This window comes from Streptomyces gilvus (assembly GCF_022513565.1).
GTDB lineage: Bacteria > Actinomycetota > Actinomycetes > Streptomycetales > Streptomycetaceae > Streptomyces > Streptomyces gilvus.
The window spans coordinates 129,025-149,020 of sequence record NZ_JAKWBE010000011.1; the positions used below are offsets into that span (position 1 = coordinate 129,025).

Here is a 19,996-nt window from a genome sequence, read left to right on the forward strand (position 1 = left end):
CTGCCGCTGCGGTTACAGGCTGCGGGCGGTGATGTCGCCGTTGGAGGTGGTGGCGCGGATGTCGAGTCCGGCCGTGCCGTCGTTCATCAGGGCGTTGCTGACGCGGCCGTGGGAGGTGCCGGCGTCCAGGGAGGCGGAGACCCCGCGGGCCGCGGCGACGGAGATGTCACCGGACCGGGTGCTCAGGACGACCGTGCCGCGGGCGGCCTCGGCGATGCGGATGTCGCCCCGTGCGGTGCTGATCTCGGCCGAGCCGCCGAGGCGGCCGATCTCGACGTCGCCGTCGACGGCGGTGAGGCGCACGCTCGCGGCCTCGTCGAGCTTGATCCGGCGGTAGGCGCCGTCGAAGACGACGTCGCCGAGGCGGCCGACGCCGCGGAGTTCGGCGCTGCCGGTCCGGGCCTCGACGCGGGAGCCGGCGGGCAGCTGGACGGTCACCTCGACGGATCCGGAGGGGCCGAAGAGCTGGTTGCCGGCCTCCGGGGCCGCGATCCGCAGGACGCCGTCGCCGTAGGCGACCTCGATCTTCTCCGCCGCCTTCACGTCTCGGCTCCGGGAGGCGTCCACGGGCCGGACCTCGACCGTGGTGTCGGCCCGGTCGGTGGCGATGAACTGGACGCGGCCCGCGGGGATGTCGAGGACGGCGGAGACGGGGGCGGGGCTGTCGAACTTCTGCATGATGTTCTCCTGCGCTCATCGGTGTTTCTGACACCAGAAACGCTACGTTGCATTCAAAGATCCTTCAACGTAGTCGTTGCGCATAGAATTCATTTATGCAGTTCAGGGGCAGGAAATCGTTGCACTGGGCGACACATTAACGCAACAGCAGCCTCGCCGCCCATTGCAATGGGCGAGTGCTGAACGCTACGACCCCAGAATCGACGTCAGGAACTCCCCCACCCAGCCGAGCAGTTCGCGCCCGACCAGCGGCTTCCCGCCCACCTTCGCCGTCTTGGGGCGCGGTACGAGGACCTGGTGCACCGCCGGCTTGATGACGGACCCGGGGTACAGGCGCTTGACGCGCAGCTCCTGCGACTCGCGCAACTCCACCGGCGCGAAGCGGATGTTGTTGCCCTGCAGGACGATCTCGCCGACCCCGCACGCGCGGGCGAGCATGCGCAGCCCGGCGACCAGCAGCAGGTTCTCGACCGGCTCGGGCAACTTGCCGTAGCGGTCGACGAGTTCCTCGCGCACGGACTTGATGTCCTGCTCCGTGTTGACGGAGGCGATGGCCCGGTAGGCCTGCAGGCGCAGCCGCTCGCCGGGGGCGTAGTCGTGCGGGACGTGGGCGTCGACCGGGAGCTCGATCTTGACCTCCAGGGGCGGCTCCTCCTCCACCCCGCCCTCCAGGGAGGCCCGGTAGTCCGCGACCGCCTCGCCGACCATGCGGACGTACAGGTCGAAACCGACGCCCGCGATGTGGCCGGACTGCTCGCCGCCGAGGAGGTTGCCCGCGCCGCGGATCTCCAGGTCCTTCATCGCCACGTACATGCCCGCGCCCATCTCCGTGTGCTGGGCGATGGTCGCCAGGCGCTCGTGGGCAGTCTCCGTCAGGGGCTTCTCCGGCGGGTACAGGAAGTAGGCGTAGCCGCGCTCGCGGCCGCGGCCGACGCGGCCGCGCAGCTGGTGCAGCTGGGAGAGGCCGAAGTTGTCGCCGCGCTCCACGATCAGCGTGTTCGCGTTGGAGATGTCGATGCCGGACTCGACGATCGTGGTCGACACCAGGACGTCGTACTTCTTCTCCCAGAAGTCGACGACCACCTGCTCCAGCGTCTGCTCGGACATCTGGCCGTGGGCCGTGGCGATCCGCGCCTCGGGGACGATCTCGCGCAGCCGGGAGGCGGCCCGGTCGATGGACTCGACACGGTTGTGGATGTAGAAGACCTGGCCCTCGCGCAGCAGTTCACGGCGGATGGCGGCGCCGATCTGCTTCTCCTCGTAGGGGCCGACGAAGGTGAGCACCGGGTGGCGCTCCTCCGGCGGGGTGGTGATCGTGGACATCTCGCGGATGCCGGTGACCGCCATCTCCAGGGTGCGCGGGATGGGCGTCGCGGACATGGTGAGCACGTCCACGTTGGCGCGCAGCTTCTTCAGCTGCTCCTTGTGCTCGACGCCGAAGCGCTGTTCCTCGTCGACGATGACCAGGCCCAGGTCCTTGAACTTGGTCTCGGAGGAGAACAGCCGGTGGGTGCCGATGACGATGTCCACCGAGCCCTCCCGCAGGCCCTCCAGGACCGCCTTCGCCTCGGTGTCGGTCTGGAAGCGGCTGAGCGCCCGTACGTTGACCGGGAACTGGGAGTAGCGCTCGCTGAACGTCCCGAAGTGCTGCTGGACCAGCAGGGTCGTCGGGACGAGGACCGCGACCTGCTTGCCGTCCTGGACCGCCTTGAAGGCGGCCCGCACCGCGATCTCTGTCTTGCCGTAGCCCACGTCACCGCAGATCAGGCGGTCCATCGGGACCGACTTCTCCATGTCCTCCTTGACCTCGGCGATGGTGGTGAGCTGGTCGGGGGTCTCCGCGTAGGGGAAGGCGTCCTCCAGCTCGCGCTGCCAGGGGGTGTCCGAGCCGAAGGCGTGCCCGGGCGCCGCCATCCGCGCGCTGTAGAGCCTGATCAGGTCGGCCGCGATCTCCTTGACCGCCTTCTTGGCGCGGGCCTTGGTCTTGGTCCAGTCGGCGCCGCCGAGGCGGTGCAGGGTGGGGGCCTCGCCGCCGACGTACTTGGTGATCTGTTCCAGCTGGTCGGTGGGGATGTAGAGGCGGTCGCCGGGCTGGCCGCGCTTGGCGGGGGCGTACTCGACGACCAGGTACTCGCGCGTGGCGCCCTGGACGGTGCGCTGCACCATCTCGATGTAGCGGCCCACGCCGTGCTGCTCGTGGACGATGTAGTCGCCCGCCTCCAGGGTGAGCGGGTCGATGGTCTTGCGGCGGCGGGCCGGCATGCGGGCGCCGTCCTTGCCGGCCGCCTTCTGCCCCGAGAGGTCGGTCTCGGTCAGGACGGCCAGCTTCAGCGCGGGGTCCACGAAGCCGTAGTCGATCGAGCCGCACGCCACGTGCACGACGGACGGCGCGATCGCGCCGAGCTCGATGTCGAGGCGCGCGGCGATGCCCTCGCCGCCGAGCACCTCGACCGTGCGCGCGGCCGGGCCGTGGCCCTCGGTGACGAACACCGTGCGCCAGCCGTCGGCGAGCCAGCCCTTGGTGTCGGCGAGCGCCTTGGCGGTGTCGCCGCGGTACGTCTCGGGGGCGTGCATGCCGAGCTTCAGGGTGTCGCCCGCCGCGTCAGCGGCGAATGTGTCCGTGAGTTCGTCGTCGGCCGCGAAGGGCGAGACGGACCACCACATCATGTCCAGCTCGCGGGCCCGGTCCCGGACGTCCGCGATGGACCACAGGGAGGCCGCGCCGACGTCGATGGGCGCCTCGCCGCCGCCCGCGGTGGCCGCCCAGGACGCCTGCAGGAACTCCTGGCTGGTGGCCACGAGGTCGGCGGCACGCGTGCGTACCCGCTCCGGGTCGCAGACGACCGTCATGGCGCCCTTGGGGAGCACGTCGAGGAGCAGTTCCATGTCGTCGACGAGGACGGGGGCCAGGGACTCCATGCCCTCGACCGCGATGCCCTCGGCGATCTTGTTCAGGAGCTCGCCCAGCTCCGGGTGCTCCTCGGCGAGGGCACGCGCGCGTGCGCGGACGTCGTCGGTGAGCAGCAGCTCGCGGCACGGCGGCGCCCACAGGCCGTGCTCGGCGACCTCCAGGGACCGCTGGTCGGCGACCTTGAAGTAGCGGATCTCCTCGACGTCGTCGCCCCAGAACTCGACGCGGAGGGGATGCTCCTCGGTGGGCGGGAAGACGTCGAGGATGCCGCCTCGTACGGCGAACTCGCCGCGCTTCTCGACGAGTTCCACGCGCGCGTACGCGGCGGCGGCGAGAGCTTCCACGACCTCGTTCAGATCGGCGGTCTGCCCGGTCCTCAGCGCGACCGGCTCCAGGTCGCCGAGCCCCTTGACCTGCGGCTGCAGCACGGACCGTACGGGCGCCACGACCACGGAGACCGGTCCGGTCTCGGGGTCGTCGGGGCGGGGGTGGGCGAGCCGGCGCAGGACGGCCAGCCGGCGTCCCACGGTGTCGCTGCGCGGGCTGAGCCGCTCGTGCGGGAGCGTCTCCCAGGACGGGTACTCCGCGACCCCCTCCGGCGGCAGCAGCGACCTCAGCGCGGCCGCCAGGTCCTCCGCCTCCCGTCCCGTGGCCGTCACCGCCAGCACCGGGCGGCCGGTCTCGCGGGCCAGCGCGGCGACCGCGAAGGGGCGGGCCGCCTGGGGTCCGACCAGGTCGACGTGCATGCGGTTGCCGTCGGCCCCCGCTCTGATCGCTTCGGCGAGGGCGGGGTCCTTGACGACGGCGTCGAGCAGACCGTGCAGGCTCATTCGGGGCGGCTTTCGTCCGGGGGCGGGCAACGCGAACCACCCGACACGCGTGGCGGGCCGGGGGTTCCCAGGGTACGTCGCGGGCGGGGTGATCACTCGGGGGAGTGAATGCGCTGGTCCGGTGGAGGGAGGGGCGGCTACCCTGGATCCAGGGCTAGTCCAACCCCTAGTCCACTACGTGGGGAGAGCTCATGAGCACGCAGCACGCCCAGCGGCAGTACAACGTCCACGACGCGAAGACGAACTTCTCCCGGATACTGCAGCTGGTCGAGACAGGGGAAGAGATCATCATCAGCCGGGCGGGGGAGCCGGTGGCGAAGGTGGTGCCGTTCCGAGAGCGGGTCAGGCGCACGGACCACGGGGCGCTGCGGGGACAGATCCACATCCCCGACGACTTCGACGAGCTGCCCGAGGACATCGCCGAAGCGTTCGGGATGCGGTGACCGACGATGAGCTATCTGATCGACACCCACATCGCGCTGTGGTGGCTGGACGCCTCCCCCGAGCTGTCCGACGACCTCAAGGAGCTGCTCCGCACGCAGCCCGAGGTCTACATGAGCGCCGTGACTCCCTGGGAGGTCGCCCTCAAGTACTCGCTGGGCAAACTGGGCCATGTCCCAGGCCTGCCCGAACGCGTCCGTGACCTGCAGTTCAAGCCGCTTCCGGTCACCATGGAGCACAGCGTCCGGATCAGTGAGCTGCCGTGGCACCACCGCGACCCCTTCGACCGCATGCTCGTCGCGCAGGCCCAGCACGAAGGCCTGACGATCATCACGCGCGACACCTGGATCCCGAAGTACGACGTCGAGGTGCTGCCCGCCTGAGAGGACGCGGCGGCCCGGCGCCGGGCAGTCCCGCAGGACTTCCCGGCGCCGGGCTCTCCCCCGCAACCCCCGTGTGCGGTGGCCGTACCCCCCTGGCTCCCCTACTCGGTGGCGATCGCGTTCAGGACGTTCATCCGGCCCGCCCGGAACGCCGGGATCAGGGCGGCGACCAGGCCCACGACCGCGGAGCCGACGAAGACCGTGATCAGCGTGGACCAGGGGACCTCCAGGACCTTCAGGCCCTGCAGGGCGAGGAGCTTCTGGGCGGTCGCGCCCCAGCCCATGCCGAGGCCCAGGCCGAGCAGGGCGCCGAAGAGGGCGATCACCACCGACTCCATGCGGATCATGCGGCGCATCTGGCGGCGGGAGAGACCGATGGCGCGCATCAGGCCGATCTCCCGGGTCCGCTCGACCACCGAGAGGGCCAGCGTGTTCACCACGCCCAGGATCGCGACGATGATCGCCAGCGCCAGCAGGCCGTAGATCATGTTGAGCAGCTGCCCGATCTGGTCCTTCAGCGCCTTCTTGTAGTCGGTCTGGTCGCGCACCTTGTACTGCGGGTAGTCGTGCAGCGCGGACTTCAGCGACTTGTACGCCGCGTCCTGCTGCCCGTCCTTGGCGGTGGCGAAGACCAGCTGGTCCAGGGGCATCTTGTCGGCCGGCACGTACTTGGCGAGCGTCGCGATGGAGGTGTACTTCGCGCCCGCGTCGATCAGCCCGTCGTTGCTGGTGATGGCCCGGACCGTCAGGTTGGCGGTGGCGCCGTCCTTGAAGGCGATCCTGATCTTCGAGCCCAGGTGGACGTCGTGCGCCTTGGCGAAGTTCTCGTGCACCGACATCGAGTCGGGCAGGTAGGCGTCCTTGAGGTTGCCGGCGACGGTCTTGACCCGCAGGTCGGTCGCGTACGTCGGGTCGGCCGCCGTGATGTCGGTGTTCTTGAGCGTCCTGCCGTCCGGGGTCGTGTAGTCGGCCTCGGTCGTCTTGTACTCGGTGACCCGCTTCAGGCCCGGCGTCGCCTTCACGGCCCTGACCGCCTGCGGGGTGATCATCTGGCCGCCGTCGGACTGGATGATGAAGTCCGTGCCGACGGTCTTGTCGAGCTGGTCCGTCGCCGAGGCGACCATCGAGGAGCCGACCACCGACAGACAGGCGACCAGCGCGAGCCCGATCATCAGGGCGGCGCCCGTGGCGCCCGTACGGCGCGGGTTGCGCAGCGCGTTGCGCTCGGCCATCCGCCCGACCGGACCGAAGGCCCGCAGCAGCACGGCGCCCAGGACCCGGACGACACCGCCCGCGAGCAGCGGGCCGATCACCACGAACCCGATCAGGGAGAGCACCACGCCCAGGCCCAGCCAGAGCGAGCCGCCGGTCGCCTTGTCGGCGGAGGCCGCCAGGTAGAGGCAGAAACCGCCGCCGGCGGTCAGCAGCGTGCCCAGCACGGCCCGTACGACCCCGGCCTTGGCGTCGGCGGGAGCGCCGGCGTCGCGCAGCGCGGCCATCGGGGAGACCTTGCCGGCCCGGCGGGCGGGCAGGTAGGCGGCGAGGACGGTGACGACGACACCGAGGACCAGGCCGACGACCGGGGTGGTCCAGGCGACGGTGAGGTCCGCGGTGGACAGGTGCATGCCCATCTGGCCCATGAGCTTCATCAGGCCGACCGCGAGTCCGACGCCCGCGCCGATGCCGAGGACCGAGCCCGTCACGCCGAGCAGCAGCGCCTCGGCCAGCACCGACCGGTTGACCTGCTTGCGGCTGGAGCCGATGGCCCGCATCAGGCCGATCTCCCTCGTCCGCTGGGCGACCAGCATGGAGAAGGTGTTGATGATCAGGAAGATGCCGACGACGAAGGCGATCCCGGCGAAGCCGAGCATCGCGTACTTCATGACGTTCATGAAGCTCTCGACGCTCTTCTGGTTGGCGTCGGCGGTCTCCTTGGCGGTCTGCACCTTGTAGTGGCCGCCGAGCGCCGAGACCACGTTCTGCTTCAGCCGGGCGTCGCTCACTCCGGAGGCGGCGGTGACGTTGACGTTGGTGAAGACACCGGTCTTCCCGACGAGCGTCTGCTGGGCGGTCCTGGTGTCCAGGTAGAAGATCGCCGCACCCGGGTTGGTGACCTGGAAGGAGGCGATGCCGGAGATCTTCGCGTCGTGCGTGCCGACCGCGCTGATCATGGCCAGCGTGTCACCGAGCTTGAGGTGGTGCTTGTCGGCGGTGTCGGCGTCGACCATCACCTGGTCGGAACCCTTGGGCGCCGCACCCGAGGTGATCTTCATGGTGCGGGCGTCGTTGCCGTTCCAGCTGCCGACGATGGTCGGGGCGCCGCTGGAGGGCGAGAGGTTGTCCTTCTTGGCGTCGACGACGGTCACGGAGGTCGAGAAGACGGTCCCCTCGGCCGCCTTCACGCCCTGCGCCGACTTCACCCGGCCGACCACGGAGGCCGGCATGACCGGCGGTTTGCCGTTGTCGGACGTGGTCTCACCGGTGTCCGAGGCGCCCTTCGCGCTCACCGTCACATCGGAGGAGGTGGCCGCGAACAGCTTGTCGAAGGTGGTGTTCATGGTGTCGGTGAACACCAGCGTCCCGCAGACGAAGCCCACCGACAGCAGCACGGCGATCGCGGAGAGGGCCATGCGCCCCTTGTGCGCGAAGAAGTTGCGCATCGAGGTCTTCATTACGGTCATGACGTACGCCCCCGGGCGTCGAAGTCGGGGGTCTGGGGGTGTCCCCCAGAAAAGCACAGCATGCGGTCCAGGACGGCTTCGGCGGTCGGCTTGTACATCTCGTCGACGATCCGGCCGTCGGCGAGGTACAGCACGCGGTCCGCGTAGGAGGCGGCGACCGGGTCGTGCGTGACGATGACGATGGTCTGCCCGAGCTCGTCCACGGACTGCCGCAGGAAGCCCAGTACTTCGGCACCCGCGCGCGAGTCGAGGTTTCCGGTCGGCTCGTCACCGAAGATGATCTCGGGCCGGGCGGCCAGGGCGCGGGCCACGGCGACGCGCTGCTGCTGACCGCCGGAGAGCTGGGTGGGCCGGTGCTTGAGCCGGTCCGCGAGGCCGACGGTGTCCACCACGCGCGCCAGCCACTGCCGGTCCGGCTTGCGGCCCGCGATGTCCATGGGCAGCGTGATGTTTTCGATCGCGTTCAGCGTGGGCAGCAGGTTGAACGCCTGGAAGATGAACCCGATCCGGTCCCGCCGCAGCTGGGTGAGCTTCTTGTCCTTCAGCCCGGTGATCTCGGTGTCGTCCAGGTAGATCTGCCCGCTGGTGACGGTGTCGAGTCCGGCGAGGCAGTGCATCAGGGTGGACTTGCCGGACCCCGAGGGGCCCATGATCGCGGTGAACTGGCCGCGGGCGATGTCCACGTCGACATGGTCGAGGGCGACGACGCGGGTCTCCCCGGCCCCGTACGCCTTGACGACCTGCCGCGCCCGCGCGGCGACGGCCGTCCGTCCTCCAGTGCCCCCGTGCCTGGGAATGGTCACGGCCGAAGTCATGGTTTGTCTCCTATGTCGGTCAACAGGTGAGGCGCAAGAACTGCTACGTCGATGAGTCTGGTCCTGTGCGGGGCCCGGCGCGCTGGTGCTCGGCACCCTCTTGTACGGGGGTAAACCCCACCCCCGCCGGTTCGGTGAACAGCCCCCCGGCCGCTCCCCGGCCGCTCCCCAGCGGCGTAAAGCCAGGTTAAGGACCGGTCCCGGCCCCTCTCGTCCTCCAGGGGGACGAACCCTCCCCCAGCCGTAGTACGGAGGGGACCCCTAGGGGCAGTCCACCGACAGGTGGAGTCGGTCTCGGGGTTCGCTCCACCCACCGGCCCACCCAGGCTCCACCCTCCCGCCGCGTCAAAGTCAAGTGAGAAGCTGTGCGCGGCAGATAGATGCAGGGGGAAGGAATTCGATGGACCAGGGGGAGACGGAGATACGGGCGTCGGTGACGGACGAGCTCCCACCGGACACGCGCCGACGGGGTGCCGTCGTCGCCGCGCTCATGCTCGCGATGGCGCTCGCGGCGCTCGACGCCACCATCGTCTCCACCGCCGTCCCCCAGATCGTCGGCGACCTCGGCGGATTCTCGTACTTCTCCTGGCTGTTCTCCGGCTATCTGCTCGCGGTCACGGTCACGCTCCCGGTGTACGGCAAGCTGTCCGACACCTTCGGCCGTAAACCGGTGCTCGTCGCGGGCGCCGCGGTGTTCCTGGTCGGCTCGCTGCTGTGCGCCGCGGCCTGGAACATGGGCGCGCTGATCGCCTTCCGCATCGTCCAGGGCCTGGGCGGCGGGGCGTTGCAGGGCACGGTGCAGACGCTCGCGGCCGATCTGTACCCGCTGGAGGAACGGCCCAGGATCCAGTCGAAGCTGTCCACGGTCTGGGCGGTGTCGGCGGTGGCCGGCCCCGGGATCGGCGGCCTGCTCGCCGCGTACGCCGGCTGGCGCTGGATCTTCCTGGTCAACCTTCCCATCGGGGCGCTGGCGTTGTGGCTGGTCGTCCGTCATCTGCGCGAGCCGCGACGGGAGTTGGAGCGCCGTCCGCGCATCGACTGGGCGGGCGCGCTGGCGGTGTTCGCGTGCGGGGGCGTGCTGCTGACGGCGCTGGTGCAGGGCGGGGTGGCCTGGCCGTGGCTGTCGGCCCGCTCGTTGGCGCTGTTCGGTACGGGACTCGCGCTCGCCGGTGCCGTGGTCGTGATCGAACGCCGTGCGGCCGAGCCGATCATCCCCGGGTGGGTGTGGCGGCGCCGGACGATCGCGGCCGTCAACCTCGCCCTGGGCGCGCTGGGCCTGCTGATGGTGGCGCCGAGCGTGTTCCTGCCGACGTACGCGCAGTCGGTGCTGGGTCTCGCGCCCGTGGCGGCGGGCTTCGTGCTCTCGGTCTGGACGCTGTCCTGGCCGGTGTCGGCGGCGCTGAGCCAGCACGTGTACCGGCGGATCGGGTTCCGCAACACGGCGATGCTGGGCATCGGCGCGGCGGCGCTGATCCTGTTCGCGTTCCCGTTCCTGCCCTACCCGGGCTCCGCCTGGCAACCGACGCTGCTGATGCTCCTGTTGGGCGCGGCGCTGGGGCTGTTCCAGCTCCCGCTGATCGTGGGCGTGCAGTCGACGGTGGGCTGGGCGGAACGGGGCACGACGACCGCCTCGGTGCTCTTCTGCCGCCAGACCGGCCAGACGATCGGCGCCTCGGTCTTCGGCGCGGTCGCCAACGGGGTGCTCGCCTCCCGCCTGGGCGGCGCGAGCGACCTGGACTCGGTGACCCGGGGCCTGGACTCGGGCGCGGTACCGGAGGCGACGCGCCGGGCGGTCGCGGACGCGGTGCACGCGGTGTACATCGGGGCGGGCTGCGCGGCCGCGGCGGCCTTCCTCGTCCTGCTGTTCCTGGCGCCGCGACGCTTCCCGGTCCTCAAGGAGCAGTGAGAGGGCGAGCATCGCCTCCAAAAATCCGAGTTAACGCGGGTAACGTCACAGGTCAGCGAAGTAAGCGCATACCGACCAGCCAGTTTGCCGAAAAGGCTGTGCGTTTCCGAACCGCCGAGTAACGTGCGGGACTCCGCCGCCCCCCACCTCCCTTGCGGTCCGCACCGGACCCGAGCCACGCAAGGAGTACCGGGATGTCCTACGACCCGTCCCCGTCGTACCCGTACCGACCCCCACAACAGGCCCCGCAGTACCAGCAGTACGACTCGTCGCCGTCCTACGAGGCCACCTACCCCTGGCAGCCGCCCATCGCGGACCCTCCCGAGCCGCCCCGGCGCCGCCCGCCGCATCCCCCGCTCGGGCACCACAGCGACCTGCGGATCCTGCGCAGCGCCTACCGCTGGCAGCGCCGCACCGCCACCCTGGCCGCGCTCGGCTACTTCACCCTGTTCCTCGTCCTGTCCGCCTTCGCCCCGTCGGTCATGTCCGCCGACGTCACCGACGGACTGCCGACCGGACTGCTGCTCGCCCTGATCCAGATCCCCGTCACCTGGCTGGCCATCGCGCTGTACGAGCACACCGCGCGCCGTTACGTCGACCCGATCGCCGACCGCATCCGCAAGCAGTCCGCGGTGGACGCCAAGCGGGAGGCGGCCCGATGACCGACGGCTTCAGCGGCAACGCCCAGGCCATGTCCCTCGTCGCCTTCTCCGCGATCGCCACGGTCACCCTGCTGCTGTGCGTGATGACCGGCCCCGACCGCGACGACCTCGACGAGTTCTACACCGGCTACGGCTCCCTCTCCCCCCTGCGCAACGGCCTCGCCATCGCCGGCGACTACATCTCCGCCGCGAGCGTCCTCGGCACGGGCGGGGTCATCGCCCTGTGCGGTTACGACGGCGTCGTGCTCGCACTGAGCACCGCCCTGTCGCTGATGCTGCTGATGTTCCTGCTGGCCGAACCCCTGCGCAACGCGGGCCGGTTCACCATGGGCGACGCGCTGGCGCGACGGATGCCGGGGCGCGCGGTGCGCATCACGGCGTGCGCGGTGACCATCGCCGCGCTGCTGCCCCTGATGCTGGTCCAGCTCGCCGGCACGGGACAGCTGCTGGCCTTCATCCTCGGCTTCTCCGGCGACTCCCTGAAGACCGGCTGCATCATCGGCCTGGGCGCCCTGATGATCAGCTACGCCGCCATCGGCGGGATGAAGGGCACCGCCCTGATCCAGATCCTGAAGATCGTGATGCTGCTCGGGTCGGGCGCGGTCGTGGCCGTCCTGATCCTGCGGCGCTTCGACTGGGACCCCGGGGCCCTGTTCCACGCGGCGGCCGCGCGGAGCGGGGTCGGCAGCGCCTTCCTCCACTCGGGCGTGGAGTTCGCCGGCAGCCCCAACCCCCGTCTGGACATGATCAGTTCGGAACTGACGGTCGTCATCGGCGGCGCCTGCCTGCCGCACGTCACGATGCGCATGTACACCGCCTCCAGCGCCCGGCAGGTGCGCCGCTCGATGTCCTGGGCGGTGTCGATGGTGGTGCTCTTCGTCCTCATCATGACGGTCGTCGGCTTCGGCGCGACGGCCCTGATCGGACGGGCGGCCATCGCGCAGGCCGACCCGCGCGGCAACACGGCCTATCTGCTGGGCTCCCGCGCCGCGTTCGGCCCCGACGTCTCCACCGCGGAGACCTTCCTCTTCACGACGATCACGACGGCGATCTTCCTCACCCTGCTCGCCTCCGTCGCCGGCATGATCCTCGCCTGCGCCAACTCCCTCGCCCACGACGTCTTCGCCGCACGCGTACGGGAGATGTCCGCCCGCCGCGAGATGGGGCTCGCCCGGGCCTCCGCCCTCGCGGTCGGCGTGCCCGCGATCCTGCTGGCCACCCTGGTCCAGCACATCAGCCTGCAGCCCCTGGTGACCCTCTCCTTCTGCCTCGGCGCCTCCGCCATCGCGCCCGCCCTGGTCTACAGCCTCTTCTGGCGCCGCTACACCCGAGCGGGCCTGCTGTGCACCCTAATCGGCGGCACCCTGGCGGTCCTGCTCCTGATGCCGGGCACCAACCTGGTCTCCGGCTCCCCCGTCTCCGCCTTCCCCGACGCCGACTTCAACTGGTTCCCGTTCACCACGACGGGCCTGGTGACGATCCCTCTGGGCTTCCTGTTCGGCTGGCTGGGCACGGTGCTGTCGGGCCGCCGGGCTTCGGAGGAGCAACGGCATCAGTACGAGGCGGTGGAGGGGTGGATTCTGGCGGGGGCGGTGCGGAGGGGTGGGTGAGATGCGGAGGGGTGGGGGCGCGTGCTGGGCGTGCGTGAGGTGCGGGCGGGTGGGGACGCGCGCGAGGCGTGGGTGAAGTGGGTACGTGCCGTCCCCGCGCGCGTCACTCCCCGGACGCGGACCCCGTCAACGCCGTGAGGCTGTTGCGTACGTAGTCCATCTGCGCCTGCACGTCGTCCGAGAGCTCCGCGTGCTCGCGCAGCAGCCGTTCCGTGTCCCGGGCGATCTGCTCCTCACCGGCCCGCGCCTCCGCGAGGATCTCCGCCGCCCGTACCCGTGCCTCCTCCTGGCACCGCCGTGCGGCCTCCTCGGCCTCCCGGAACTCCCGTTCCGCCTCGGCCAGCGCTTCCTCCGCCCGCGCCACCCGTTCGGCCTCCCGCGCGGCGACCGCGGCCACCCGTTCGGCCTCGGCCCCCTCCAGCTCGGCCAACCGCTCGGCGAACTCCTCGGCCTGCTCGGCGAGCATGGCCGAGGTGCGCTGCCGCACGTCCCGCAGCGCGCCCACCGCCTCGCCCCGCCCTTCCTTCACCGCGCGCCGGGCGGAGATCCTGATCCCGTCGGCCTCGGCCTGGGCCGCGAGCAACCGCTGCCGGGCGCGTTCCTCGGCCTCGGCGCGTACGGCGTCGGCGTGCGCCTGCGCCGCGTCGCGCACGCCGTCCGCACGTGCCTGCGCCGTACCCGTGATGCGCTGCGCCTCCTGCCGCGCGCGCTCCCGCACGGCGGCGGCCTCCTCCTCCGCGAACTGGAACAGCCGCCGCGCGCCCTCGCCCAGGGTCTCGTACGTCTGCGGCGAGAGGTGCGCCACGGTCTCCCGCAGGTCCTCCGCCTCCTCCTCCATCTCCCTGGCGAGGACGGTGAGCCGGGCGGCCCTCTCCCACGCGGCGTCCCGGTCACCGGAGAGGGCGGCGGCGTACGCGTCGACCTGGTCGGGACGGTAACCGCGCCCCCGTACGGCCCCGAAGCCGTGGGCCGAGACCGATGCGCTGCTCATCCTGGAGCCCCTCTCCGCCGAACGGACGCGAGATGATGATTTCGCGCACATCTTGATGTATCGGACGTAAGTGTTCATAACCCGACACTCCGCGCACGGGCCGCGGTCAGGATGGGCACGCAAAAGGGCCGGGCCCGGTCACGGTGACCGGGCCCGGCCCGAAGGGTCCCTCGCGTCAGGGGGACATCGACGTCACGGAGTCACGGACGTCACGGACATCACGAGTCCACGGAGGTCACAACAAGCCGTCCCACATCTGCTCGAGCAGCACCGACCACCAGCTCTCCGGCGACCCGAGCGCCGCCGGGTCGAGGGAGGCCAGCTGGGCCTGGAAGTCGACGGTCCAGCGGCCCGCCTGCTCCTGGTTGAGACCGAACCGCAGCCGCCACATCCGGCCCAGCAGCGCTAGGCAGCGCTGGAACTCGGGCAGCCCCGTGTTCACGAACTGCGGCGGCACCGGAGCACCGCCGGGCCCGGCCTCCACGGGGACGGCCACGATGTTCGCCGTGCCGTACTGCACGCACAGCGCCTTGCCGAAGTCGCTGCCCATCACGAGGTAGGAGGCCGCGTCCGACGCGGGCTGCACACCGCGCTCCTGCGCCAGTTCGGCGAGCGTCGGCACCGGCCGGCCCGGCTGGGCCTGCGCCCAGAAGAACGGGCCCATGTCCAGCGGAAGGCCCGCCACCACCAGCGACTGCGCCACGATCGGCGGCACGCCCTGCCGGGAGACCGCGGCCTGCTCGAACCGGAAGACGCCCGGCCCGAACGCCCCCGCGAGCTCCTGCGCCACGGCCTCCGGCGGAACCGGCGGCGCCGCCTGCACCGGCGGCAACGGCGCGCGCACCGGCGCGGGGCGCGCCGGTCCGTCCGCCACCTGGTGCAACTCCCCCTGATGGGCGAGCAGTTGCCGCATGCCCTGCTGTCGGCTCGCGTGATCGGTGCCGTACGGGGCGATGCTGGTGATCCGCGCCTGCGGCCACTGCTCCCGGATCATCCGCGCGCAGTACGCACCCGGCAGCTCGCAGGACTCCAACTCCGTGTGCAGTTCCAGCACCTGGTCCGGCGGCACGTTCATGGCGCGCAGCTCGTGGAAGATCTGCCACTCCGGGTGCGGCGTCCCCGGCGCGGACCGCCGGATCACCTGCTGCTCGGAACCGTCCTGCGCCCGGTACCGAAGAACGGCCTGATACCCGGGACCGACGGCCGGCTGCCCGGCGGGCTGCTGCGGATACCCGTACGCCGACGGCTGCCCGGGCCCCGGCGGCATGGGCGGCTGCCGCACACCCGGGCCCATGGGAGCCCCGGGAACCCCAGGAGCCACACCGGGGGCGCCGGGAGCACCTAGCGCGCCGGGGGCTGGCGGCGGAGGAGGCACACCGGGACCGCCGACGGGGGGAGCGCCGGGACCGCCGACGGGCGGCGCGGCCAACACGGTCTCGGCGTGGTGAACGGCTCCGGGGGCGCCGGGGGTGATCGGCATACCCGGGGCGCCTGGCGGTTGGGATGCGCCGGGCGTGCCGGGTGCACCCGAGGCGCCGGGAGGTTGAAACGCACCGGGCGCTCCAGGGCCCTGCGGCGCTCCCGGGAAACCGACCGGGTTGGGGGCGCCCGGAGGCAGCGGGGCGCCGGGCGCCCCGGGAACGCCAGGGGCGCCGGGAGCTTGCGGAGCGCCGGGCGCGCTCGGCATACCAGGGGCTCCCGGGGCTCCTGACGCGCTGGGCGCATTCGGTGTGCCCGGGGCACCCGGAAACGCCTGTCCGCCGGGCGTGCCCGGGAAGGCTGGGGCGCCCGGAACACCCGGGGCCCCCGGAGGCTGCGGTGCGCCCCCGCCCGGGCCCATCCGACCCGGGTCGGCAAGCACCGTGGCGGCGTGGTGGGCGTCGCCCGGAGGATTACCGCCGGGCGAGTTCGGCGCACCGGGCGGCTGGGGGGCGCCCGGGGTCTGCGGTCCGACAGCCCCCTCCGGGCCGTCAGGACCGAGTGCCGAGACGAGTTGCGTGGGCACGTACCCGCCCGCGCCGGGCCCCGGCGGAGGCGGAGGTGCGCTGCCCGCCCGCGCACCCGGAGTTCCCGGGGCGCTCGGCGGGGGCGGCGTGGCCGAGCCCCGACGCGACGGAGGCGCGGCCTTGCTGGTCGCGGCGTCGGCGATGTCCCCGGCGTTCGGGGCAAGCCTCGGCGCACCCGGAGGCTGCGGCATCCCCGGCGCCCCACCGGGCGCTTGCGGATACCCATACGAGGACGCAGCCGGCGGAGGCGGAGGCACGGCACCCGGAGCCGAAGCCCCCGGAGGCGTGCCCGGCGCCCCCGCACCGCCCGCCCCCTGCGGATATCCGTACGACGGCGCACCCGGCGGAGGCGGAGGCGGAGGCACGGCACCCGGCGCGGGCGCCCCCGAGGGAGACGTACCCGACGCCCCCGCACCACCCGGCCCCTGCGGATAGCCATACACCGATCCACCCAGCCCGGGCGGAGGCGGCGGCGTACCCGGCGCACCAGCACCCGCGAGCGCCCCCGGCGCACCCCCTGGACCGCCGCCGGGCGCTCCATGCGCACCAGCAACACCAGGCACACCGTGCGCCCCCGGCGCTCCGGCCCCGCCCGGCGCGCTCTGCCCTGCAGGCGCCCCCGGCGCACCCCCCGCGCCCGGCGCCCCCCGGTCGTCCAGCGCCGGCGCCACCGCTGTGGGCGGAAGCTGGCTGCCGCCCGAGATCAGTGCCGTCTCGGCGTCGGGCGGTGTCGACGGCGCCGACGGAGGCGCGTCCTCGATGTCGCTCAGCGGCGGCGCGAAGACGGTCGCCGGCAACGGCACGGAACGGTCCTCGCCCGCGTCCGCGTTGGTGTCGGTTCCGGCCCAAGGGGTCGCCCCGGCGGGCACGTTCGGCGCACCGGCACCTCCGGGCGCCCCCGAACCGACCGGCACCCCCGGCTGCGTCTCGGGAAGCGCCCCGCTCCCCGACGTACCAGAACCCGACGAGCCAACCCCACGCCCGTCACCACCGGCACCGGCGCCGCCGGCACCCGCAGCCGCGCCCGCCCCCTCACCCGGCCGCTCCCCGATCCCCAGCTTGTCCGCCGCCTCCTGCAGCCACTCCGGGGGGCTCAGCAGGAACGACGTCTGGTTCAGGTCGACGCGGGCGGAGGACGCGGCCGGCGGCGGCGGTTCGTCCGCGGGGTCCGGGCGGCCGTACTCCTCCTCGTAGCGGCGGATGACCTCGCCCACCGGCAGCGAGGGCCACAGCGTGGCCTCGCCGCTGTCGCGGGCGATCACCAGCCGCTGACCGCCCCCGTCCGACCGCGGACCCTCCGCACGGTCCTCCGCCCACACCACGAACCCGAGCTCGAACTCCCGTACGCGGACCTCACGGTGCTGGTACGACGGCACGTCACCGTTGATCCACTCCTCGGCGCGCTCCTGCGCCTGCGCGAACGTCACCATCGCCGGCTCACTCCCCCACCACGGGAACGGACCGCGCGAAACCGCCGTCCACCATCAGATTCGCCACCGTCTCCAACTCCGGCGGGGATCCCGCCAGTCGGGACAGGAACACGTCGAAGTCCTCACCGCACGGCAGCAGCAGACGCTCCACCCGCTCCGCAGGCGTCCACGACGGATCGACGTCCCGCACGTCGTCGTACGCGCAGAACCACACAGAACCGATTCGCTCGCCCTTGACCTTCACCGCGAGCAACCCGCCCTGCACGAAACCGACGCCCAGATAGTCCTTGGTCAGATGGTCGCGCAGGCACTTGTTGACGTACACCAGGTCATTGACCGCGGCCTCGTCGCGCACCGTGAAGAACGGCTGGTCGATCAGCAGGCCGAGCCCCGCGTCGAGCGCGGTGCCCACCGGCGCGCACCCGCCCGCCGCCTTCAGGAACGAACGGTACGCACCCGGCAGCCGGTACCCGAGGTCCTCCTCGACCCCCTGCACCTGCGCCTCCGTCACCGCCACCCCCGACTTCGGCAGCCCGAAGTGCGCCGGACGCGTCTCCTGCAACGGCCGCGTGCCCCGCTTGTCCTGGTCCACCGCGGACGTCGCGATCCCCCCGTGATGCCGCAGCAGCGCCTTCACCTCGACCGGGATCAGCTCCAGCCGCCGGCTGCCGGCCACGTGATGCCAGGTCCAGCCGTGCGGCGTCGCCACCGGCACCACCGTGTCCCACAGGTCATGACCCGAGGCCGCCAGCGCCGCGTTCGCCGAGACGTAGTCCGTCAGCCGCAGTTCGTCGACCCCGAAACCCTCCGGCGCCTCCGCGATCTCCGCGGCCGCGCGCGCGTAGGGAGAGAAATCGGGGTAACCGCGCTCGTCGACCCGTACCCCTCTCGGGTGACGGGCTGCCCGGACCGGATCCGGGAAATGCACGACCTGCCCGGCATAGGCCGCGTTCGGCGGCGCGGCTTGCCCCCCAGCCTGGCGGCTGGGCGGCGCCCCCAGCCCGAGCCGACCTGTCGTCATGGCGGTTGCCCCCTGCGGCACTCTGGTACGGACCGCGGCGACCGGCACCCGCCGCCCACCACACCCCGTATCGACTGTCTCGTCCGTCCCGACTCACGTCGTGACCACACCGCGCCCGCCACCACACGCCCTCACGCATGCCGGCAAGCGCCACCCGCACGAAAGCGGTGCCGACAGCCTATGCGGTACGACCGCACCGGTCACCGGGCCCCGGTCAGCCGCCCTCCGCTTCCGTGACCAGCCGTCACCCCGCCCTCACGGACCGCCCGGACCCGGGCGTGTCGCACCGCCCCAGCTACCGCACCAGCAACGGAGTTTGGCAGTCTGTCTCCTCCGGGGGGATGCACGGAGGGGAAGACGATCATGAACGCGACGCAGACGGGACCACACCCGGGTACGCCCGCCACGCCGCACGGCGGCCTGTCCGGCGACCCCCGCATCGGCTGGAGCGCCCCCACCAACGCCTCCGCCCCCGCCCTCCTGCACCGGCGCGACGGCATACTCCCCACCGTCGCCGCCGCGCTCTCCGTCCGCGGCGCCACCCTCACCGGCACCGCCGCCCGCGGCGACCAGCCACCACCCCTGCACCCCCTCGTGCAGGACTTCCTCGACACCCTGACCAGCGCCCAGCGCGACCGCTTCACCGGCCGCTGCGCCGAGACGATCCTCATCTCCCGCCACATAGCCGCCGCGGACGCCGCGCGCAGCAAACGCGCCGCACGCAAGCCCATGACCAACGGCGAAGCCCGCAAAGCCCTCAAGCAGGCCAAACTCACCACCCGTCGCATCCGCGAGGACGGCGACCCCCTGCACGGCAGCTTCGCGGCACCCTGCCGGGCCTGCACCGCGCTCAGCGCCCACTTCGGCGTCCGCGTCGTCGACCCGGCAGCGGCAGGCGACTGAATCCCCCACCCCGTACGACAACACCGCCGCCGGGCCGGTCAGTGACGCCGGCGAACTCGACGATCGAAGGGCAGATGCACCCCGACCGCACCTCCAGCACGCGCTTCCCCGTACCCGTCGACGCCGCCCTGCGCGCCGCCGGCTGGCAACCCGGACGCTGGGACATAAAGCAGGCCGAGATCTGGGCCGACGCCCTGCGCGAGCACACCTCGCCCGCCGGCCACCGGCACGCCGTCTTCCCCGCCGCCGTCGAGGCCTGGGCCGAGTTCGGCGGCCTGCACATCACCCCCACCGGACCCGGCCGCCAGATCGCCCCCACCGCGATCCATCTCGACCCCCTGCACGGCCTGCACATGGCCCGCACCCTCGCCGACCTCGGCCGCGCCCTCGACCGCGAGGTCAGCCCCCTCGGCGCCGAGACCGACTCCGCCGCCCTCCTCGCCATCGACACCGAAGGCCGCGTCTACGCCCTCGACCACACCGGCGACTGGTACCTCGGCCCCGACATCGACCAGGCCCTCGCCGCCCTCGTCGCGGGCACCGAACCGGCACGGCTCACGGCGGGCTGACGAACAAACGACCCACGCCGCCGAAACCCGACCGCCCGACGCCTCACGACCCACGCCGCCGAAACCCGACCGCCCGACGCCTCACGACCCACGCCGCCGGCACCCGGACAGCCCCACGGCTCACAACCCACGCCGCCAGAATCCAGACAGCTCTACGGC

General features: G+C 72.2%; 14 protein-coding genes. 7 read left to right on the top strand and 7 right to left on the bottom strand.

All coding sequences use genetic code 11. The features are described 5' to 3' along the window. Positions 1-12: 12 nt before the first annotated feature. A complete protein-coding gene (locus MKW14_RS18955) occupies positions 13-678 on the bottom strand; it encodes a DUF4097 family beta strand repeat-containing protein (protein ID WP_240863722.1) in 666 nt (221 codons plus the stop codon). Positions 679-864: 186 nt separating this feature from the next. Further along, entirely contained in the window at positions 865-4,419 is a 3,555-nt protein-coding gene (gene mfd, locus MKW14_RS18960; RefSeq protein WP_240863724.1) for a transcription-repair coupling factor, read from the bottom strand. Between the two features lie 191 nt (positions 4,420-4,610). Here mfd and MKW14_RS18965 point away from each other — a divergent pair, with 191 nt between their 5' ends. Further along, the gene (locus tag MKW14_RS18965) at positions 4,611-4,862 is read left to right on the top strand and encodes a type II toxin-antitoxin system Phd/YefM family antitoxin (protein WP_240863726.1); all 252 of its coding nucleotides are present in this window, start codon (positions 4,611-4,613) and stop codon (positions 4,860-4,862) included. Between the two features lie 6 nt (positions 4,863-4,868). Beyond that, complete coding sequence (locus tag MKW14_RS18970; protein WP_240863728.1) at positions 4,869-5,243, top strand: type II toxin-antitoxin system VapC family toxin; 375 nt, start codon at positions 4,869-4,871, stop codon at positions 5,241-5,243. 101 nt (positions 5,244-5,344) lie between these two features. Here the strand turns inward: MKW14_RS18970 and MKW14_RS18975 are convergent, their stop codons facing one another. Continuing rightward, complete coding sequence (locus MKW14_RS18975) at positions 5,345-7,924, bottom strand: ABC transporter permease (RefSeq protein WP_240863730.1); 2,580 nt, start codon at positions 7,922-7,924, stop codon at positions 5,345-5,347. Further along, positions 7,921-8,739 (bottom strand): ABC transporter ATP-binding protein, encoded by an 819-nt coding sequence (locus MKW14_RS18980; protein ID WP_240863732.1) that lies wholly within the window; start codon positions 8,737-8,739, stop codon positions 7,921-7,923. The genes MKW14_RS18975 and MKW14_RS18980 overlap by 4 nt, the downstream gene beginning before the upstream one ends. A gap of 400 nt (positions 8,740-9,139) precedes the next feature. Here MKW14_RS18980 and MKW14_RS18985 point away from each other — a divergent pair, with 400 nt between their 5' ends. From MKW14_RS18985 to MKW14_RS18995, 3 genes are all read left to right on the top strand, one after another. Beyond that, the gene (locus tag MKW14_RS18985; RefSeq protein WP_240863733.1) at positions 9,140-10,645 is read left to right on the top strand and encodes an MFS transporter; all 1,506 of its coding nucleotides are present in this window, start codon (positions 9,140-9,142) and stop codon (positions 10,643-10,645) included. Positions 10,646-10,839: 194 nt separating this feature from the next. Next, the gene (locus tag MKW14_RS18990) at positions 10,840-11,307 is read left to right on the top strand and encodes a DUF485 domain-containing protein (RefSeq protein WP_240863735.1); all 468 of its coding nucleotides are present in this window, start codon (positions 10,840-10,842) and stop codon (positions 11,305-11,307) included. Then, entirely contained in the window at positions 11,304-12,917 is a 1,614-nt protein-coding gene (locus MKW14_RS18995) for a sodium/solute symporter (protein ID WP_240863737.1), read from the top strand. The genes MKW14_RS18990 and MKW14_RS18995 overlap by 4 nt, the downstream gene beginning before the upstream one ends. Positions 12,918-13,020: 103 nt before the next feature. Here the strand turns inward: MKW14_RS18995 and MKW14_RS19000 are convergent, their stop codons facing one another. The 3 genes from MKW14_RS19000 to MKW14_RS19010 all read right to left on the bottom strand — a co-directional run bounded on the left by MKW14_RS19000 (position 13,021) and on the right by MKW14_RS19010 (position 18,365). After that, positions 13,021-13,908, bottom strand: a complete 888-nt coding sequence (locus MKW14_RS19000) for a coiled-coil domain-containing protein (protein ID WP_240863739.1) — start codon at positions 13,906-13,908, stop codon at positions 13,021-13,023. A gap of 235 nt (positions 13,909-14,143) precedes the next feature. Then, positions 14,144-17,344, bottom strand: coding sequence for an SUKH-4 family immunity protein (locus MKW14_RS19005; protein WP_240863741.1), 3,201 nt, complete (start codon positions 17,342-17,344; stop codon positions 14,144-14,146). Between the two features lie 7 nt (positions 17,345-17,351). After that, a complete protein-coding gene (locus MKW14_RS19010; protein ID WP_240863744.1) occupies positions 17,352-18,365 on the bottom strand; it encodes an SMI1/KNR4 family protein in 1,014 nt (337 codons plus the stop codon). A 363-nt stretch (positions 18,366-18,728) separates the two neighbouring features. On the opposite strand from MKW14_RS19010, the gene MKW14_RS19015 reads away from it, so the two are divergent. Both MKW14_RS19015 and MKW14_RS19020 read left to right on the top strand, forming a co-directional pair. Beyond that, complete coding sequence (locus MKW14_RS19015; protein WP_240863746.1) at positions 18,729-19,268, top strand: YwqJ-related putative deaminase; 540 nt, start codon at positions 18,729-18,731, stop codon at positions 19,266-19,268. A 74-nt stretch (positions 19,269-19,342) separates the two neighbouring features. Next, entirely contained in the window at positions 19,343-19,837 is a 495-nt protein-coding gene (locus MKW14_RS19020; RefSeq protein WP_240863747.1) for an SUKH-3 domain-containing protein, read from the top strand. The last annotated feature ends 159 nt before the right edge of the window (positions 19,838-19,996 follow it).

Bases quoted from the DNA above. Each gene is read 5' to 3' on its own strand.
- MKW14_RS18955 (WP_240863722.1), bottom strand. From the start codon at position 678: ATGCAGAAGTTCGACAGCCCCGCCCCCGTCTCCGCCGTCCTCGACATC.
- mfd (WP_240863724.1), bottom strand. From the start codon at position 4,419: ATGAGCCTGCACGGTCTGCTCGACGCCGTCGTCAAGGACCCCGCCCTC.
- MKW14_RS18965 (WP_240863726.1), top strand. From the start codon at position 4,611: ATGAGCACGCAGCACGCCCAGCGGCAGTACAACGTCCACGACGCGAAG.
- MKW14_RS18970 (WP_240863728.1), top strand. From the start codon at position 4,869: ATGAGCTATCTGATCGACACCCACATCGCGCTGTGGTGGCTGGACGCC.
- MKW14_RS18975 (WP_240863730.1), bottom strand. From the start codon at position 7,924: ATGACCGTAATGAAGACCTCGATGCGCAACTTCTTCGCGCACAAGGGG.
- MKW14_RS18980 (WP_240863732.1), bottom strand. From the start codon at position 8,739: ATGACTTCGGCCGTGACCATTCCCAGGCACGGGGGCACTGGAGGACGG.
- MKW14_RS18985 (WP_240863733.1), top strand. From the start codon at position 9,140: ATGGACCAGGGGGAGACGGAGATACGGGCGTCGGTGACGGACGAGCTC.
- MKW14_RS18990 (WP_240863735.1), top strand. From the start codon at position 10,840: ATGTCCTACGACCCGTCCCCGTCGTACCCGTACCGACCCCCACAACAG.
- MKW14_RS18995 (WP_240863737.1), top strand. From the start codon at position 11,304: ATGACCGACGGCTTCAGCGGCAACGCCCAGGCCATGTCCCTCGTCGCC.
- MKW14_RS19000 (WP_240863739.1), bottom strand. From the start codon at position 13,908: ATGAGCAGCGCATCGGTCTCGGCCCACGGCTTCGGGGCCGTACGGGGG.
- MKW14_RS19005 (WP_240863741.1), bottom strand. From the start codon at position 17,344: ATGGTGACGTTCGCGCAGGCGCAGGAGCGCGCCGAGGAGTGGATCAAC.
- MKW14_RS19010 (WP_240863744.1), bottom strand. From the start codon at position 18,365: ATGACGACAGGTCGGCTCGGGCTGGGGGCGCCGCCCAGCCGCCAGGCT.
- MKW14_RS19015 (WP_240863746.1), top strand. From the start codon at position 18,729: ATGAACGCGACGCAGACGGGACCACACCCGGGTACGCCCGCCACGCCG.
- MKW14_RS19020 (WP_240863747.1), top strand. From the start codon at position 19,343: ATGCACCCCGACCGCACCTCCAGCACGCGCTTCCCCGTACCCGTCGAC.